Origin of the sequence: Dyella humicola, assembly GCF_026283945.1 — a bacterium.
Lineage (GTDB): Bacteria > Pseudomonadota > Gammaproteobacteria > Xanthomonadales > Rhodanobacteraceae > Dyella > Dyella humicola.
Genome location: NZ_JAPDPC010000001.1, coordinates 2,346,272 through 2,362,302 on the forward strand (window position 1 = coordinate 2,346,272; position 16,031 = coordinate 2,362,302).

Below are 16,031 nucleotides of genomic sequence, written 5' to 3' on the forward strand. Positions count from 1 at the left end.
CGAAGCCGAGTCATCCACGTGACACCATCCAACAATCCAGGCCAGCCCATCGCCGCTATGCCGCGCCAGCTAATCGCGTGGGGCGCGCAGTGGTCATGGCTGCTGTTTTGGGTGCCCGCGGCGCTGATTGCGATCTTCCAGCACGGCCCGATGCCGATGTATTCCACGCGGACCTTGTCGGTGGCGTGGGAGATGTGGATTCATCACAGCTTCCTGGTTCCCTACCTCAATGGCGTGCCGTACAGCGACAAGCCACCGTTGCTGCTGTGGCTGATCCATCTGGGCTGGGCGATCGGTGGCGTTGGCGATGTGTGGCCGCGCCTGCTCGAAGTGACGCTGGGTGGCCTGCAGCTGATCCTGGTCTCGACGCTCGCGCGCCGATTGTTTCCCGCACGGCCGCTGGTCGCCCATGTCACGCCGTGGATCCTGCTCGCGTTCTCCTACGGCTTCCTGTTCGGCCTGCAGGTGATGTACGAGGTGCTGTTGGCGAACTGCGTGCTTGCCGCACTGTTGTGCCTGGTGCCTGCGCCACGCCGCGAGGCACCTCGCTTTGCGTGGTTTGCCCTGGCGGTCGGACTGGGTCTGCTGGCCAAGGGGCCGGTGATGCTGTTGCATGTGGCCTTCCCCTGGCTGCTGGGTCCGCTGTGGAGTCGGTGGGCGCAGCGTGAGCGACGCCAGTGGTATCTGCGCGGCGGCGCAGCCATCCTCGTCGGTCTCGCCCTGCTGCTGACGTGGGCTTTGCTGGCCGCATGGGCCGGTGGTGAAGCGTATCGACAGAAGTTGCTGGTGCACCAGACCGCCGGTCGCGTGGTGGACGCCTTCGCCCATGCCGAGCCATTCTGGTGGTATGTGCCGGTGATTCCGATGCTGGTGTTTCCCGTCGTGCTGTGGCCGCGCGTGTGGGTGGCGCTGGCAAGTTTGCGCCGTCCGTTCGAGTCGGGGCTGCGCTTCCTGTTTGCGTGGATCGGTCCCGTCTTGCTGGGCTTTTCGCTGGTCAGCGGCAAGCAGCCCTATTACCTGTTGCCCGAATATGCCGGCTTCGCCATGTTGATGGCCGTCGCCCTGCTGTACCTGCAGGACCGGCGTGGCAGTGGCAGTCGATGGCTAGGCCCGTGGCCGATGGCCATCGTGAGTGCGGTCCTGGGCGTGGGTCTGATTTCGTTGGGCACGCTTGTCCGGCACAGCATCATCAAGGAGCCGCAGTTTGTCGGTCTGCTGCCCTATAGCGTGCCTTTTGGCGTGCTGTATGTGCTGATCGCACTGGGCCTGGTGATCATTCGCAAGGGTGAGCTGTATCGGGTCGCGGGCGCCGGCCTGATTGCCACCGTCGCCGCCAATGGCCTCTTCAGCCTGACGCTGTGGCCGGCCTACGATTTCACGCCTGTGGCGGCGCTGCTGGCAAAAGCCGAAGCCCATGGTCAGCCCGTTGCCAGTGTCGAGACGAATGACGGGCAGTACACCTTTCTCGGCCGACTGACTCGTCCCGTGGAGCAGGTGCACGGCGTCGACACTACCCGGGCATGGGCTGCCGCGCATCCCGATGGCCTTATTGTGACCTACCCGAAACGCTTGTCAGACGCTGACCGGGCGCACGCTGTCTACACCCAACCATTCCGCGGTATTTGGTTGGCCGTGTGGCCCGCACCCGCCTATGCGGAAGCGCTGGAAAAACAGCAGGTCTCCTACTAACCCACGTTTGAAGTAGCCCTGGGGGATCCAGCGCTTATGGCGCCGGGCGTTTCATCCCACGCGCGCCGGGGCAGCCGGGCGATCCCGTATGCAGATGTGCAAAGCCTTGGATCGCCGGTATCCGCCCCCATCCCGATAGGCTCCACCACCCCAGAGGCTTTCTCATGGAATACCGGCAATTGGGTGCATCGGGCTTCAAAGTCCCGGTGCTGAGCTTTGGCACGGGCACATTCGGCGGCAAGGGCGAGTTCTTCGGCGCCTGGGGCTCGACCGATGTGACGGAAGCACGGCGACTGGTCGACATCTGCCTCGATGCAGGCCTGAACATGTTCGATAGCGCGGACGTCTATTCGGACGGCGCCGCCGAGTCGATCCTCGGCGAGGCCATCAAGGGGCGACGCGATCGCGTACTGATTTCCACCAAGGCCACGTTCCGCTCCGGCGAAGACCCGAACGACGTCGGCTCCTCGCGCTTTCATCTGCTCAAGGCCGTCGACGCCGCCTTGAAGCGCCTGGGCACGGACTACATCGACCTGTTCCAGCTGCATGGATTCGACGCCAGGACGCCGGTCGAAGAAACGCTTTCGACGCTGGATGACTTGGTGCGCGCCGGCAAGATCCGCTACGTGGGTGCGTCCAATTTCTCCGGCTGGCATCTGATGAAATCGCTCGCCGTGGCGGATCGCTATGGTTATCCGCGCTACATCGCCCACCAGGCCTACTACGCGCTGATCGGTCGCGACTACGAGTCCGAACTGATGCCGCTGGGCCTGGACCAGGGCGTGGGTGCCGTTGTATGGAGCCCGCTGGGCTGGGGCCGGCTTACCGGCAAATTGCGCCGCGGCGCCGCCCTGCCCGCGCAAAGTCGCCTGCACGCGACGGGCGACAAGGGGCCGCAGATGGATGACGACTATCTCTATCGGGTGATCGATGCGCTGGATGCCATCGCCGCCGAGACCGGCAAGAGCGTGCCGCAGATCGCCCTGAACTGGCTATTGCAGCGCCCCACGGTCGCGACCGTGGTGATCGGTGCGCGCAATGAGGAACAACTGCGCCAGAACCTGGGCGCCGTGGGCTGGAACCTCACGGCGGCACAGGTCGCCAAGCTGGATGCGGCCAGCGCGTTCACGCCGGCGTATCCCTATTGGCATCAAAGCGGCTTCGCCGAGCTCAATCCGTCACCGGTCTAAGCGCCTGTTCGTTGCGCCCGTCACGCCGCGCCCAGCGCGGCGTCGACCATGCCTTGCGCCTCCTGCAGCAGCAACTGCAGGTGCGCTTCATCCTTGAAGCTCTCCGCGTAGATCTTGTAGATGTCCTCGGTGCCCGAGGGGCGTGCGGCGAACCAGCCACTTTCCGAAATGACCTTGATGCCGCCGATCGATGCGCCGTTGGCAGGCGCCCGATCGAGCACGCTCACGATCTTTTCGCCCGCCAGTTCGGTGCTCGTTACTTGCTCGGGCGAAAGCTTGGAAAGCCGCGCCTTCTGCTGTGCATTGGCTGGCGCGTCGACGCGCTCGGATAGCGGGCTACCCAGCGCCGCCGTCAACTGACGATAGCGCTCGCCCGGATCGCGGCCGGTGCGCCCGGTGATTTCCGCGGACATCAGCGCGGCAGCGATACCATCCTTGTCGGTGCTCCACACGCCGCCATCCCTGCGCAGAAACGAAGCGCCCGCACTTTCCTCGCCGCCAAAGCCGAGCGAACCATCGAACAGGCCATCGACAAACCATTTAAAACCCACCGGCACTTCGTGAAGCCGACGGCCGAGGCGCTTGGCCACGCGGTCGATCAGTGCCGAACTCACCAGGGTCTTGCCCACGGCGGCGTCGGCACGCCACTGCGGCCGATGCTGATAGAGGTAATCCACCAGGACGGCGAGATAGTGGTTGGGCAACAGCAGGCCGCTGCTGCGCGTTACGATGCCATGGCGATCGTGATCCGTGTCGCAAGCGAAGGCGACGTCGTAACGATCCCTGAGGTCGATCAATCGCTGCATCGCGTAGGACGAGGAAGGATCCATGCGGATCTTGCCGTCCCAATCCACGGTCATGAAGCGGAAGGTGAGGTCCACCTCGTCACTGACGACGGTGAGATCGATCTTGTAGCGTTCTGCAATCGGCGCCCAGTAATGCACGCCGGCGCCGCCAAGCGGGTCCACGCCGAGATGGACGCCGCTGCCGCGCACTACATCGAAGTCGATGACGTTGCCCAAATCACGCACATAGGTATCGAGGAAGTCATGCTCTTGCGTGGTCGATGCACGCAGCGCCTGCGTGAACGGCATGCGACGCACGCCCCTGAGCCCGTTCTCCAGCAGCTCGTTCGCACGTTTCTGGATCCAGCCCGTGACATCGGTGTCGGCGGGACCGCCATTGGGCGGGTTGTACTTGAAGCCGCCACTATCGGGCGAATTGTGCGAGGGCGTAACGACGATGCCATCGGCAAGGCCCGTGTGCCGGTCGCGATTGGCGGTCAGGATCGCCTGCGAGATGGCCGGTGTCGGCGTGTACTCGCCGCCCTTGGCGATCATCGTCTGCACACCGTTGGCCGCCAACACTTCCAGCGCGCTTTCAAACGCCGGCTGGGACAGCGCGTGGCTGTCGATGCCGATATACAGCGGTCCATCAATACCTTGGCTCTGGCGGTATTCGCAGATGGCCTGGGTGATCGCCAGCACATGCCATTCGTTGAAGCTGCGCTCGAACGAACTGCCACGATGCCCCGACGTACCAAACGCCACGCGCTGGGTCGGTACGCTGGGGTCGGGGCGCAGATCGACGTAGGCATCGCGCAGGCGGGATATATCGACGAGCAGCGATGCCGGCGCCGGCTTGCCGGCTAGCGGGCTGATCCTGGAGCTCATGCGCGCACCTCACGGCGGGTCGACGCATGGATTTCAGTGGTGGAAAAGGACATCGTCATGCGACTACGCACTCTATACGCGGCAGAGAAGAGTGCTATTGACCCGCGCTTCGCCGACCAGTGTCAATACCGACACTCATCCCCTCGCCCCTGGAGGCGCGTGGTCACACGACCGTGAGGCCATCAACGCAGCTGGCTGTCCTTGCTGCCGCGACGGTTGTAGCCGCTCGAAGCCGCCTGCTCCTGGTCATGCGCTTCCTGGCAGGCGATGCACAGCCGGACGCCAGGCACGGCTTCACGCCGCGCCTCGGGAATCGGCGCATCGCAGTCTTCGCAGCGGCTCAGGCTCGGGCCCTTGTTGAGACGGCTACGCGCGCGCTTCACCGCATCTTCCACGGTCGCGTCAATCTGATCTTGTACAGCGCCGTCACCGGCCCAGCCTGTTGCCATGATCGCCTCGCGAATTGCTGCGGCAGTGCGCCCTTCAAATGGCGCGGAACGTGTTGGCGACGCCAGCCTGCTCGTTGCCGCCGCCCAACGATACGAGATTTGTAAATGAGGGCGCCACGACGGATATCCAGCGAACCAACCCCGTCTCTTACCCGGGCAGGACGTGTTTTGTTCAGTCGAAGCGCTTGCGCAGGAAGTACCGCGCGCTGCCCACGGGATGATCCGGAATCTCGCCGAACACGCTATAGCCGAGCCGCTCGTAGAAGCCCCGGGCCTGGAACGCAAACGTATCCAGCCAGGCGCCCACACAGCCGCGCTCCCGCGCGATTTCCTCGGCCTTGCGCATCAGCGACGTTCCCACGTCCTGGCCGCGCAAATATTCAGGTACTGCCAGTAGCTCGATATAGAGCCAGTCGAACAGGGTCCTGCCCCAGAGCCCGCCCACCGTCTGCCCCTGTTCGTCCTGCAGCAGGATGGCGACCGGGAGCATTTCCGTCGGCGCTGCATGCTCACGATTGTAGGCGCGGAGCGGAGCCACGATCGCCTCACGATCATCGAGGGTCGGCTTGTCGAGGCTGAGCAATCGATGCGTCATAGGGGCCTTCGGGCGGGATGGGAATTCAATGTATCTGGGCTCGCTGCATGCAACGTGCTCCTCTGGATTCAATTAATTTGCCTCGCGCCACACTCAGCGGCTCGAATCGCTCTTGGCCGACGAAGCCTGCTGCGGCTGTTCGGCATTGACTTCGGCCACTTCGGCCGCACCGTCAAAACCGCCGCCCAAGGCTTCGATCAGACGGATGGAAATATCCGTCTGCTGGCTTTCCAGCAGGGCGAGCCGTTGCTGTGCCTGCAGCAGTTGCTGACGACTCGTCAGTGGCGTCAGCGGTCCCTTCAGGCCGCCACGGTAGGCCTTGATGGCGTCATCCCAGCTCTTCTGCGCGTCTTCTTCCGAGCGCTTCTCCAGCACGATCTGGGCCCGCACCGAGCTCAAGGCGGACACCTGGTCGGATACGTCGTTCAAGGCGTTGACGAGCAGGCCGTTGTAGCGCGCCACCAAGGCATCGTAGCCCGCATCGGCACCCGCAAGCTGGGCGCGCCGGCGACCGCCATCGAAGATCGGCAGGCTTAGCGCGGGACCAAACGCGTAGTCTCGCGCCGGCAGCTGGAACACATTGGTGCTGCCACCGACGGCAATGAAACCGGCCAGCGCAGTCAGGCTGATATTGGGCAGGAATTCGGTCTTGGTGGCCTTGACGTCTTTGGCAGCGGCTTCGATCTGCCAGCGTGCGGCGACAAGGTCGGCGCGACGACCGATCAGCTCCACCGGCAGCTTGTCCGGCACTACCGCGGGACCGATATCCACCAGATGCGGCCGCTCGATGGCGAGGCCACGATCCGGCCCCTGCCCCAGCAGGATCGAAAGACTGCTGCGTGCCGCATCGATAGCACGATCGGCTGCCACTTTCTGTTGTTCCGCGCCAGCCACCTGCGAGTCAGCCAGATGTTGTTGTTGGCGCGCCTCGAGACCACCGGCCACCAGGCGGCGGGTCACGTCCAGGGCCTCGGTGGTGCGCTGCAATTCGGCTGCAGCGACATCCTGCTGGGCGAATGCGTAGCCCAGCAACACATACGCGCGCGCCACGTTGACGGACAACTGGATGCGTGCAGCATACGCGTCGATCTGAGCGGCGCGACTACGGCCCAGGGCCGCCTCCCATGCATCGCGCTTGCCGCCCCATAGGTCGAGATCCCACGAGAATCCGGCCGTAACCGACTTGCTCCAGGCAAACGTGCCCAGCACGTAGACCGGATAGATCGGATTCTTCTTTGAGAGATAGGCGCCGGTGATCGAGGCATCCAACTCCGCTTGCGGCTTGCGGCCAGCGTTGTAACTGTCAGCCACGGCTTGTGCCTGCCGGGCCCGCGCTTCGGCTTCATCCAGGCTTGGATTGGTCTTGAGTGCCTCGTTGATCAGCGAGGTCAATTGAGGATCGCCAAAAGCAACCCACCAATCCTGCGCCGGCCATGCGGTGGCACTGAGCTTGACCTCCGCCAGGCTGCGCTCGGACGCCAACTTGCCCGGATCGGTCAGCGTACCCGTGGTGTGCAGGCCGCGACTGCTGACGCAGCCCGCCAGCGTGAGACAAAGCGCCAAGGCGGTGGGAAGAACAGGTGAACGCATGGAGAAGATCATCCGGGGAAGGAAAGAGGGGCGCACGACGATGCCGGTCTTTGCCCATGTCGCGAAGCCGCGCGAGGGAACCATGGCAAGACATCATGCACTGCCAAAGCCAGCAATGCCTGGCGAAAACAAGAACGCCCGAGTGTCGCAATTATATCGCCCCACCCTGCTGCGTGCATCGCGGAAACCGCACGCTCCAAGCGGCGACTGCGATATGGTCGAATACGCAGCGGACAAGGGCGTATCACGGTACTGCTACCTTGGTCGAATTGCATGATCGCGTGCGATGGCATCCGACATGCGTTTGACGACGCGGCCGCGCCATGGACGTGGGCGTGCCTGGTCGAGCTCAACGGTACTGCGCGGCGTCACCGAGGCGCGTGGAATAGCAACACTCATGGGAGATTCACGACATGCCACCCGTTTCACTCGCCAGCATTGAATCCACGGGCGCCAACTATCTTCACCACATCGAGGCGAATCACTTCGCGCTCGACACCGATGAGCCGGCCAAGCTCGGTGGCCAAGGTGCCGGACCCGCACCGTTCGACTATTACCTCGCCTCGCTTGCGGCCTGCACGGCAATCACGCTGCGCATGTATGCACAGCGCAAGGGATGGGAGCTGGGGCGATTCCGTGCCGAGCTTGCATTGACTCGCGACGATGACGGCCGCATGCATGTGCATCGCATCCTGCGCTCGGACCAGCCACTGACCGACGAGCAGTGGCAGCGCCTGCTCGAGATCGTGGCCAACACGCCGGTGACCAGGGCCATGCGCGAAGGTGCAGAAATATCCAGCGCGCGCGGTGACGCGCTTTAAGTGAGGCGCGGGCAAGCCCCCTGCCGATGGCGCAAGACAAGCACATGCCGTGACCCTGCCCGGCGCCCTTCAAGCGCGATACATTGCCTTGCCGATCCGGCGCTTGGCAGCGAGTCATGCAGCCATCGCTACGATCATGCGCGACTTCTCGCTGATGTCGCAAAAACTCGCGATCAAAGACCACGCCCGCCTTGGGCCGCTCTTCACCAAGAAATCACCGGTGAACGTGCCAGAGTTCGTTTTGGGAATCCCAAGCGAGACACGTGCCGGGTGGCATGCCATCTGACGCAAGACACGCTTCCTGACAAGGACTCCTTTCAGGGAAGTCGAGTGGACTTGCGCGCAGCAACAAGCCGTCCAAACAGCGCGCGGAGCTCGAGGCATCGCAGGCACTCAGGGCGTCGCGTCGCGGCCGCCCGGTCTATCGGATTACCTCGTACCCGGGCACGCCTCGGGAAAAGTAGCAATCAAGGGGAAGAAAGCGATGGGGGAAGCAACAGGGCGATTCACCGGGGGCCGCCAGCTTGCCATCGCCGCGGCTTATGCGGCCTGTTACGTATTGCTGCGTAGCGTGTCCACCTCGCACTGGAACCTCCCGGCCGGACTACGCCTGGCATGTCTGCTGCTGGTTCCCACTCGTTACTGGCCTGCGCTGATCGTCGGTGAATTCATTCCCGTCGGCTACCATGCATGGAATTGCCGGGACGAGTTCGGGTGGCAATGGGCATTGCTGACGGCCATCCCTCCCATCGCCCCACTGGCCATGCTGGTCGCGTGGTGCCAGCACCGTTCCCGCCTGTTTCGCGGCGACCACCAGATCAACATGATCATGTTGCTTGGTGTGACGATGTTGGCCGGGCTGCTTGCCGCGGTCTGCAACGCCGCCATCTTGAGCACCGTGCAGATGTCCGGCCATGCGGCCGCGCCCGCGGTTACCGCACAAGTCGTATTTGGCTACTTTCTTGGCAATTACCTGGGTGCGCTTACGCTCGTGCCTGCCGTCCTTGCCCTCTATCTCTGGTTGACCGAGAGCCCGGGCGCACACTCGGAGGCGACGCTTTGGCAAAGCCATCTGGCGAGGGATTGCGTGATCGGCGTGCTGGTGCCCTTGCTTACGCTCATGGGCCTGGTCCTCAGCAGTCATGGCGACAGCATGCAAGTATTGCGCATCGCCATGTTTCTTCCGGTGGTGTGGCTCACTTCTCGCCACGGTTGGCAAGGCGCCGCCCTGGGTGGCATGTTGGCAAGCATGGCCGTGGCGACCACATCAACCATGGTGCGCGATCCGGAGGTCATCCAGGCGCAGGCGCTGATGGCCTTCGCCATCACCACCCTGCTTATGCTCGGCTCGCGCATTGCGCATCAGACCCATTCGGCACAGTCCAGCCAGGTCGATACCTTGCGCGGTTTCCAGCTGGCGCAGCAAGGTCTTTATCTTGAGGAATTGCGACTGCGCCAGGCTGCCGATACGCTCGAACATATCGGCCAGAACATTCGCGAGAATCACAATCGCCTGCTGGATCGCCTTCGACACGTGTTGCCGGCGAATGAGGAGCGCGCCTATTCCCGACAGGCCGCGATCACGCAACACGAAATGCATCGACTGGCCAACGCGCTCTACCCCCGCGGCTGGCGTGAGCGTGGCGTGCCGGCCACGTTGCGCGAAGGGCCGTTTGCCCAGGCTGTCGGCATGGCAGGCGCCAGCTATCGCTGCGAACTGTCGGGGCGCGGGTTGAGCCAACTGGCGCCGGATGTCCATATGGCACTCTATCGCCTGGCCTGCGAGGTGCTGATTTACGTGCTTTCGCGCGGGCAGTCGCAGCACATCCATCTGCAAGTACGTGGCGGCCACACGGGTGGCCAGCGTTGGGTGGTCATGCGCCTGGTCGGCAAGCGAGGATCGCCCGGTGACGATGCAACCGCAGCTTCAGCGGAGTCCTGGAAGCAGGCGATGACGTTACTGGGAGCGAGCGGGCTCGGTATCGCCAGCATTCGCGACCGCGCACAGATCTATGGCGGCTACGTGCATTTGCGTGACTTGCCAGACGGCATGAGTGTCACGCTGCTGCTGCGTGATTCACTGCGCGCCTTCCCGCTCCATCGAGGCGCCTCCGCTTAGGAGGCGCCTCGGCTATCCTTCACGACGCTCAAATCGTCACTGAACCCGCGACGTGCACTCGATGGGATCCGTGCAATCGCCGCTCGCTGCAAACACGCGCAACGTGCCATCCGCCTGGGGTGCCACGAACACTTTGACGGCGGCGTCCTGATAAACGATTTCACCCCTCTTGCTGGCCGGCGGCGGCAATGGCTCCTGCGGAGTCGCCAGGCCTGCCGAATCCACTCCCACGGGCAGCCCCAGGAAATTGCCAGACGCCGCAGCAAACGCCGTACGCACTTTGCCGTTCAAATCATTGACCTGGATATAGCGGATGCCCTCCCGCTGAAACACATAGACATGCCAACGAGGACTGGCACTGACATCGGTGGCATTGGGCCAGGACTGCCCGAGCCCTGTCGACGACAGGCCGCCTGTTGCCATCGCGCTGGATATACCCGATGCCATGACCAACAAGCCAACCGCTGCAAAGCGGGCAAACCGATTCGATACATGGTGCATGTGCTTTCCCTTCATAGCCGACCCCTGATTCCTTGATGCCGTCGGGCATCCACCGATGGGTTATCGGAACGGCGTCACCTCTCGTGGCGAGGCCGCCGATCCGCCGAATTCGCCTTGCCCACCGACATGCACAAGCATCCCCGGATGCATTCGCGGCAGTAAGGCTAGAGCTACCCAACGGCGACGACACACTTACCGGGCGGTCGTGATGCGCTTGGCTGGGTACACCCTATAGCCCGTCAAACGCCGTGTAGCCGACGTGAATTCACTTGAGATGAAGGGTTTGAGCGACGTTTCACGATGCCCATTCACGCGGAACCAAAAGCTCGCGCATCGACCCATGAGCGATGCAGCATCCTGAATGCAATAGCCCCGTCGAACGACCTGCTTTAAACCTTGTCCCTCCAACTCGCATCCGACGCCCGGGATTGTCCTGCGCCATGGTGGCGCGCCCCTCATCACTGGCGAAGCACAATGAAACGCATGCTGTATGTGTTACTGGCTTTCGGTTACCTGCTTGCCGGCGCGGCCTCCGCGCAAGTGGCCGGCGGCTCGATGGACGTGCAATGGGATGGCGGAGCGGCGGACTGCAGTGCGAATCAACCACGCCCGTTGCAGGTTCATCGCTATAACGAACACACCTACATTTTGCGCGAAGGCCTCTGCGCGACCTACGAGGCGCCGTTCATGTACCTGCTGATCGGCGACTCCAAGGCCTTGCTGATCGACAGCGGTGACGTCACCGAGGCTCAAAAGATGCCCTTGGCCTCAACGGTCATGTCGTTGCTGCCAACCATCCGCGGATCGAAGCTACCGCTTATCGTGGTCCACACACATGGCCACCTTGATCACCGTTCCGGCGATGCGCAATTTGCTTCGCTACCCCAGGTGACGATCGTTGGCACCGATCTCGCGCACGTCACCGGGTACTTCGGCCTCTCGCACTGGCCTGATGGTATCGGCCAGGTGGATCTCGGCAACCGTATCATCGATGTCATTCCCACGCCGGGGCACTACGCCTCACACGTCTCTTACTATGATCGTGCGACGGGGCTTGTTTTCACCGGTGACTTCTTGCTGCCGGGCCGACTCATCATCGACGATGCCGATGCCGACCGTGCCAGCGCCGCGCGCATGGCGGACTTCATTCGTACGCATCCCGTGACTTACGTACTGGGCGGACACATCGAATTGGACCGCAACGGCCAGACGCTGGAGATGGGTTCGACCTATCACCCGAACGAGCATGCGCTTCCACTGGACAAGGAGGCGTTGGTGAACCTGCCATCCGCGTTGGCTACGTATAACGGCTTCTACGGACAGCATGGCATGTTCGTCATGTACAGCCAGAGGCGCATGCTCCAGGGTCTGGGCGTCACCGCCGTCGTGCTTCTTATCGGCATGGCCTTGGGTATACGCTGGCTCGTCCGACGCCGAAGGCACCGTCACACTCCACCTGGAACTGCGGCGTAAGAGGCGATAAAGCACTCAAGACACCGGAAGCAAACCTGATGAACCCGACACTGCCCAGTACGATGACCGAAATCCAGATCACCGTGCCCGGCGGGCCCGAGGTACTGCAGCCGCGCAGCGTGCCGACGCCGCGACCGGGGCCCGGCGAATTGCTGATACGCAGCGAGGCGGCGGGAGTCAATCGACCTGACGTACTCCAGCGCGCCGGGCACTATGCGATACCGCCCGAAGCCAGTCCCATTCCCGGCCTGGAAGTGGCCGGCACGATTGCGGCGCTCGGCGAAGGCGTCCACGGATTCGCCATCGGCGATGCGGTTTGTGGACTCACCAATGGCGGTGGCTATGCCCAGTATTGTGTGGTTCCGGCGGGTCAGGTGCTGCCGATTCCGCATGGACTGACCTGGCAACAAGCGGCCGCTATTCCCGAGACCTTCTTCACGGTGTGGGCCAACCTGTTCGAGATGGGACACGCCAGCAACAGTGACACCGTGCTGATCCATGGCGGCACCAGTGGCATAGGCACGACGGCTCTCATGCTGTGTCGCGAATTCGGCATACGCGCGTTGGCTACCGCGGGTAACGTGGAAAAATGCAACGCCATTCGTGAACTGGGCGGCGAGCCCATCAATTATCGCGAAACGTCGTTCGTCGACATCGTGTTGGAACAGACCAACGGACGCGGTGTGGATGTCATCCTCGACATCATGGGCGGCAGCTATTTCAACGATAATCTACGCGCGCTCGGCCAGGACGGCCGCCTGCTGCTGATCGGCTTTCTCGGCGGAGCCGTTGCCCCACAGGTCAACCTGACTACCATCGCCCACAAGCGCGCCCACATCACCGGCTCCACCATGCGCCCCCGCACCGCACAGGAGAAGGCAGCCATTGCCGCGTCATTGCAGACGCATGTGTGGCCGGTTCTGAGCGAAGGCCGTTGTGTGCCGCTGATTCACGCTGTGTACCCTCTCGAACGTGCTGCGAATGCGCATCGCGCGATGGAGGATGGGCAACACATCGGCAAAATCGTGCTTGAGGTCAGCCACTGAGCGCCGCGACAGGCGGCCGCCAGGCTTGCTCGCCCCCTGCCTACCGCCGCCTGTCAGATCAAGGATGCCTCGTAGTGCGTCATGGTCGGACACGGGGTATGTCCCCGGGTGGTCTCCACCAGCTCTTCCATCTGGCGCCTGGCCTCCCGAATCTGCATCTCGCCCGATGGATGTCGCCTCAACTGGGCACAAAGCAGCTCCACCTCCTGTTGCAGTAGCGAGTTCTGCTCAAGCAGTTCATCGCATGCACGGGAAAGCAGGTCGTTTTCGCGTTCCGATTCCATGATCGCATCGCCTCGTCGCCCATGAGGGGTATTCAAGCTGCCGCTGTCGCCGTTAAACCAATGTGACCCTTTGGCTAAAGATTTCGCGCTACGTTGATGGTAGCCCGGTGTAGGCTCGTCGGCATGGCCAAGACGCATGCCGAACTCGATCAAATGCTCGATGCCCTGGATGAATTCGTCCCCGGATTGGTGCAAAGCAAGTCGAATGCCAACGACTTCTGGTCCACGTTCAAGCATCTGGCGGACGCAGTCCAGGCACATGCCCGACCCGACGACCAGGGCTGGATCTGCGACCGTCTTGACGCCATCCAGGTGAAACATCACTTGGTGCCGCCCGCTGATCAGATCTGATCAGCATCAGTGACAGACCAGTACGGGAAGGTCGCAACACAGCATGACCTTGTGCGTGACGCTGCCCAGCAGCACGCGCTCTAGTCCCTGTGCACCACGCGACGACATGACGATCAGGTCGCAATGATGTTTCGCCGCCATCGCCACGATGGCCACGTAAGGTCGCAGATCGAAGACATATTCGGTCTCGCATGGCACCCCGGCGGCGCTAGCGCGCCTGCAAACCTCGCCCAGGTAGCTTTCAGCGCGCGCCTTGGCAAGCTGCGTGTAGGAGCTCCGCGACTGGATCAGTTCGGCGACATATGAAACCGCGGGCAGTGGCGGAAGCACATGAACGGTATGTATTCGGGCCCCGAGTTTTCCCGCCAGCTCAATGCCGATATCCACCGCGTTAAGCGCATGCGCGGAACCATCGACGGGAAGAAGAATGTGCTGAAACATGTCAGAACCTCCCTTTGGCGGAGCCTGCATTAGTGTAGGCCGATGAATACGTGACGCGCTGCCTGCAGTTTGTCTGGCTGCCTGGCGATCTATCGCATTGACCCTGGTCACTCCGCGTGAAGAATCCCTGGATCACAACATCGGCAGCTGCCCGGGCATTCCGGCGCAAGCCCATTTGACCTGGATCAAAAACCCACCGACGAGCAAGCCTAAGCTCATGACGGGCGTTCCACGTTCCCCGCACGATGCTGGACGCCACGACGCGGCTATACGCGCATCCTTACCACGCCCCTCCCTACTCCATCGCCCCTATGGCACTCAGCGAGGACGCCCATGTACAAGCACATTCTCCTACCCATCGATGGCTCGGAACTATCCCTGCGAGCCGCAAGAGCGGGCATCGAGCTGGCCAGGATTTGCCAGGCACCCGTCTATGCCCTGCATGTGGTCGCGCCGCTCCAGAGCATCGCCTATATGGGCGCCATCCTCGCGGCCACGGAATTTGCCTATAACGAGGAAGCCAAGACTCATGCCGAGCGCTATCTGGCAGATGTCCGAGCCCTCGCCGAGGCCGCAGGCGTGCTTTTCGACGGTCAGGTGGCGTTCGGCGGCCAACCCGCCGAGACGATTGTGCAGACGGCAAAGGACAAACGCTGTGACCTCGTGGTCATGGCGTCGCATGGCTGGCGCGGCATGACGCGCCTGCTACTGGGTAGTGAAACCCAGAAGGTCTTGTTGAGCACAGAAGTACCTGTGCTGGTGTATCACTGAGTTCACATGTTTCCCCCGGGCCACTTCTCCGCATCGCGGTTCATGGCCCATGCCGGCTGACGCATATCAAGGCGGTCAAAAGTCCCGAGGCGTACAAGTCTTAAGGGAACGCAGTCATCGATTCCCCCTCGCCGGGAAACGAGCTTTGCCTGGCGATTCCTCACTTGACCGGAGGCTTAGCCATGTCCATTTCCATTCGTTCGCTTGAGCCCTCACTCCGATCGGGCTTTAGCTATATGGCCGAAACCCTCGGGGACAACCACTGGATCGACCATCTGCGCGATGGCACGCCGGTTCTTATCCGCCCTTTGCAGGCTGGGGATCGCGATCTCGAAACGGACTTCATTCGCGATCTGTCGCCCAAATCGCGGCGCCTGCGCTTCCTCTGTAACTTCAAGCAGCCCAGCGAAGCGCTCATCGATCAGCTGATGAATCTCGATTACCAGAAGCGCACGGCCTTCATCGCACTGATCCATGACCAAGGCAAGCTGCGAGAGATCGGCGTGAGCCGTTATTGCGCCACTACGAGAGAGCACATTTGCGAGAGCGCCGTGACTGTGGCCGATGACTGGCTGAATCGCGGGCTCGGCACCCTGCTGATGCGCCACTTGATCGACGAGGCGCGCAAGCACGGATTCAAGCGCATGGTCTCGATGGACTCGGCGTCGAACCAGCCCATGAGTGGTCTTGCCAGGCACCTCGGCTTTGAACGCCGACTGGATCCCGCCGATCCGTCCCAAACCATTCACACGCTCAACCTATGACTCGCACGCCGACGACACCCACGACACCGCCCTCCTCTCCTACGCAGGCAAGGGAAAGGTAGTTCCTGTGGGAGAGAACGTTGGGATGATGGGTGGGTGCTTGCGATCACGCGATGACCGAGCGATATCGCCAGCGTGCCGCTTACGCAGCGGGCGTTCCGAACCGCTGCCGCGGTCCGGGTCACTTTTCTTTTGCTGGCCCAAAAGAAAAGTAACCCAAAGAAAATGGCCTGAAGAGCTCATAGCATGGCGCGAGATACGAGCCTGACGGGCG

The 16,031-nt window shown here is 62.5% G+C and carries 18 protein-coding genes; 11 read left to right on the top strand and 7 right to left on the bottom strand.

Features of this window, described 5'->3' with window-relative positions; all coding sequences use genetic code 11:
• Positions 1-18 precede the first annotated feature (18 nt).
• Positions 19-1,689: an ArnT family glycosyltransferase gene (locus tag OUZ30_RS10465; protein ID WP_266182207.1), complete on the top strand. Its 1,671-nt coding sequence runs from the start codon at positions 19-21 to the stop codon at positions 1,687-1,689.
• Positions 1,690-1,853: 164 nt separating this feature from the next.
• Positions 1,854-2,879, top strand: a complete 1,026-nt coding sequence (locus OUZ30_RS10470; RefSeq protein WP_266182209.1) for an aldo/keto reductase — start codon at positions 1,854-1,856, stop codon at positions 2,877-2,879.
• Between the two features lie 20 nt (positions 2,880-2,899).
• Here OUZ30_RS10470 and pgm read toward each other — a convergent pair whose 3' ends face one another.
• The 4 genes from pgm to OUZ30_RS10490 form a co-directional block, all read right to left on the bottom strand.
• Positions 2,900-4,552, bottom strand: coding sequence for a phosphoglucomutase (alpha-D-glucose-1,6-bisphosphate-dependent) (gene pgm, locus OUZ30_RS10475; RefSeq protein WP_266182211.1), 1,653 nt, complete (start codon positions 4,550-4,552; stop codon positions 2,900-2,902).
• 182 nt (positions 4,553-4,734) lie between these two features.
• Positions 4,735-5,001, bottom strand: a complete 267-nt coding sequence (locus OUZ30_RS10480; RefSeq protein ID WP_266182213.1) for a DksA/TraR family C4-type zinc finger protein — start codon at positions 4,999-5,001, stop codon at positions 4,735-4,737.
• 172 nt (positions 5,002-5,173) lie between these two features.
• On the bottom strand, positions 5,174-5,596 hold the full coding sequence (locus OUZ30_RS10485) for a GNAT family N-acetyltransferase (RefSeq protein ID WP_266182215.1): 423 nt from the start codon (positions 5,594-5,596) through the stop codon (positions 5,174-5,176).
• A gap of 93 nt (positions 5,597-5,689) precedes the next feature.
• Positions 5,690-7,186, bottom strand: coding sequence for an efflux transporter outer membrane subunit (locus tag OUZ30_RS10490; RefSeq protein WP_266182217.1), 1,497 nt, complete (start codon positions 7,184-7,186; stop codon positions 5,690-5,692).
• On the opposite strand from OUZ30_RS10490, the gene OUZ30_RS10495 reads away from it, so the two are divergent.
• The 4 genes from OUZ30_RS10495 to OUZ30_RS10510 all read left to right on the top strand — a co-directional run bounded on the left by OUZ30_RS10495 (position 7,185) and on the right by OUZ30_RS10510 (position 10,126).
• Positions 7,185-7,463: a hypothetical protein gene (locus OUZ30_RS10495; protein WP_266182219.1), complete on the top strand. Its 279-nt coding sequence runs from the start codon at positions 7,185-7,187 to the stop codon at positions 7,461-7,463. The genes OUZ30_RS10490 and OUZ30_RS10495 overlap by 2 nt on opposite strands.
• Before the next feature lie 136 nt (positions 7,464-7,599).
• On the top strand, positions 7,600-8,007 hold the full coding sequence (locus tag OUZ30_RS10500; protein ID WP_266182221.1) for an OsmC family protein: 408 nt from the start codon (positions 7,600-7,602) through the stop codon (positions 8,005-8,007).
• Between the two features lie 49 nt (positions 8,008-8,056).
• Positions 8,057-8,293: a hypothetical protein gene (locus tag OUZ30_RS10505; RefSeq protein WP_266182223.1), complete on the top strand. Its 237-nt coding sequence runs from the start codon at positions 8,057-8,059 to the stop codon at positions 8,291-8,293.
• A gap of 198 nt (positions 8,294-8,491) precedes the next feature.
• Entirely contained in the window at positions 8,492-10,126 is a 1,635-nt protein-coding gene (locus tag OUZ30_RS10510; RefSeq protein WP_266182225.1) for an MASE1 domain-containing protein, read from the top strand.
• Positions 10,127-10,162: 36 nt separating this feature from the next.
• Here OUZ30_RS10510 and OUZ30_RS10515 read toward each other — a convergent pair whose 3' ends face one another.
• Positions 10,163-10,627 (bottom strand): hypothetical protein, encoded by a 465-nt coding sequence (locus OUZ30_RS10515; protein WP_266182227.1) that lies wholly within the window; start codon positions 10,625-10,627, stop codon positions 10,163-10,165.
• A 474-nt stretch (positions 10,628-11,101) separates the two neighbouring features.
• Between OUZ30_RS10515 and OUZ30_RS10520 the strand changes: the two genes are divergently transcribed.
• A complete protein-coding gene (locus tag OUZ30_RS10520; protein WP_266182229.1) occupies positions 11,102-12,100 on the top strand; it encodes an MBL fold metallo-hydrolase in 999 nt (332 codons plus the stop codon).
• A gap of 38 nt (positions 12,101-12,138) precedes the next feature.
• The gene (locus OUZ30_RS10525; RefSeq protein ID WP_266182231.1) at positions 12,139-13,146 is read left to right on the top strand and encodes an NAD(P)H-quinone oxidoreductase; all 1,008 of its coding nucleotides are present in this window, start codon (positions 12,139-12,141) and stop codon (positions 13,144-13,146) included.
• Between the two features lie 53 nt (positions 13,147-13,199).
• Here OUZ30_RS10525 and OUZ30_RS10530 read toward each other — a convergent pair whose 3' ends face one another.
• Positions 13,200-13,430 (bottom strand): hypothetical protein, encoded by a 231-nt coding sequence (locus tag OUZ30_RS10530; RefSeq protein ID WP_266182233.1) that lies wholly within the window; start codon positions 13,428-13,430, stop codon positions 13,200-13,202.
• Between the two features lie 123 nt (positions 13,431-13,553).
• On the opposite strand from OUZ30_RS10530, the gene OUZ30_RS10535 reads away from it, so the two are divergent.
• Complete coding sequence (locus OUZ30_RS10535) at positions 13,554-13,781, top strand: hypothetical protein (protein ID WP_266182235.1); 228 nt, start codon at positions 13,554-13,556, stop codon at positions 13,779-13,781.
• A gap of 6 nt (positions 13,782-13,787) precedes the next feature.
• Here OUZ30_RS10535 and OUZ30_RS10540 read toward each other — a convergent pair whose 3' ends face one another.
• Positions 13,788-14,222 (bottom strand): universal stress protein, encoded by a 435-nt coding sequence (locus OUZ30_RS10540; protein ID WP_266182237.1) that lies wholly within the window; start codon positions 14,220-14,222, stop codon positions 13,788-13,790.
• Between the two features lie 333 nt (positions 14,223-14,555).
• Here OUZ30_RS10540 and OUZ30_RS10545 point away from each other — a divergent pair, with 333 nt between their 5' ends.
• On the top strand, positions 14,556-14,993 hold the full coding sequence (locus tag OUZ30_RS10545) for a universal stress protein (RefSeq protein WP_266182239.1): 438 nt from the start codon (positions 14,556-14,558) through the stop codon (positions 14,991-14,993).
• 182 nt (positions 14,994-15,175) lie between these two features.
• On the top strand, positions 15,176-15,757 hold the full coding sequence (locus OUZ30_RS10550) for a GNAT family N-acetyltransferase (protein ID WP_266182241.1): 582 nt from the start codon (positions 15,176-15,178) through the stop codon (positions 15,755-15,757).
• Positions 15,758-16,031: the final 274 nt, after the last annotated feature.

Bases quoted from the DNA above. Each gene is read 5' to 3' on its own strand.
- OUZ30_RS10495 (WP_266182219.1), top strand. From the start codon at position 7,185: ATGGAGAAGATCATCCGGGGAAGGAAAGAGGGGCGCACGACGATGCCG.
- OUZ30_RS10500 (WP_266182221.1), top strand. From the start codon at position 7,600: ATGCCACCCGTTTCACTCGCCAGCATTGAATCCACGGGCGCCAACTAT.
- OUZ30_RS10490 (WP_266182217.1), bottom strand. From the start codon at position 7,186: ATGCGTTCACCTGTTCTTCCCACCGCCTTGGCGCTTTGTCTCACGCTG.
- OUZ30_RS10530 (WP_266182233.1), bottom strand. From the start codon at position 13,430: ATGGAATCGGAACGCGAAAACGACCTGCTTTCCCGTGCATGCGATGAA.
- OUZ30_RS10515 (WP_266182227.1), bottom strand. From the start codon at position 10,627: ATGCACCATGTATCGAATCGGTTTGCCCGCTTTGCAGCGGTTGGCTTG.
- OUZ30_RS10540 (WP_266182237.1), bottom strand. From the start codon at position 14,222: ATGTTTCAGCACATTCTTCTTCCCGTCGATGGTTCCGCGCATGCGCTT.
- pgm (WP_266182211.1), bottom strand. From the start codon at position 4,552: ATGAGCTCCAGGATCAGCCCGCTAGCCGGCAAGCCGGCGCCGGCATCG.
- OUZ30_RS10480 (WP_266182213.1), bottom strand. From the start codon at position 5,001: ATGGCAACAGGCTGGGCCGGTGACGGCGCTGTACAAGATCAGATTGAC.
- OUZ30_RS10485 (WP_266182215.1), bottom strand. From the start codon at position 5,596: ATGACGCATCGATTGCTCAGCCTCGACAAGCCGACCCTCGATGATCGT.
- OUZ30_RS10535 (WP_266182235.1), top strand. From the start codon at position 13,554: ATGGCCAAGACGCATGCCGAACTCGATCAAATGCTCGATGCCCTGGAT.
- OUZ30_RS10470 (WP_266182209.1), top strand. From the start codon at position 1,854: ATGGAATACCGGCAATTGGGTGCATCGGGCTTCAAAGTCCCGGTGCTG.
- OUZ30_RS10545 (WP_266182239.1), top strand. From the start codon at position 14,556: ATGTACAAGCACATTCTCCTACCCATCGATGGCTCGGAACTATCCCTG.
- OUZ30_RS10510 (WP_266182225.1), top strand. From the start codon at position 8,492: ATGGGGGAAGCAACAGGGCGATTCACCGGGGGCCGCCAGCTTGCCATC.
- OUZ30_RS10550 (WP_266182241.1), top strand. From the start codon at position 15,176: ATGTCCATTTCCATTCGTTCGCTTGAGCCCTCACTCCGATCGGGCTTT.
- OUZ30_RS10525 (WP_266182231.1), top strand. From the start codon at position 12,139: ATGAACCCGACACTGCCCAGTACGATGACCGAAATCCAGATCACCGTG.
- OUZ30_RS10520 (WP_266182229.1), top strand. From the start codon at position 11,102: ATGAAACGCATGCTGTATGTGTTACTGGCTTTCGGTTACCTGCTTGCC.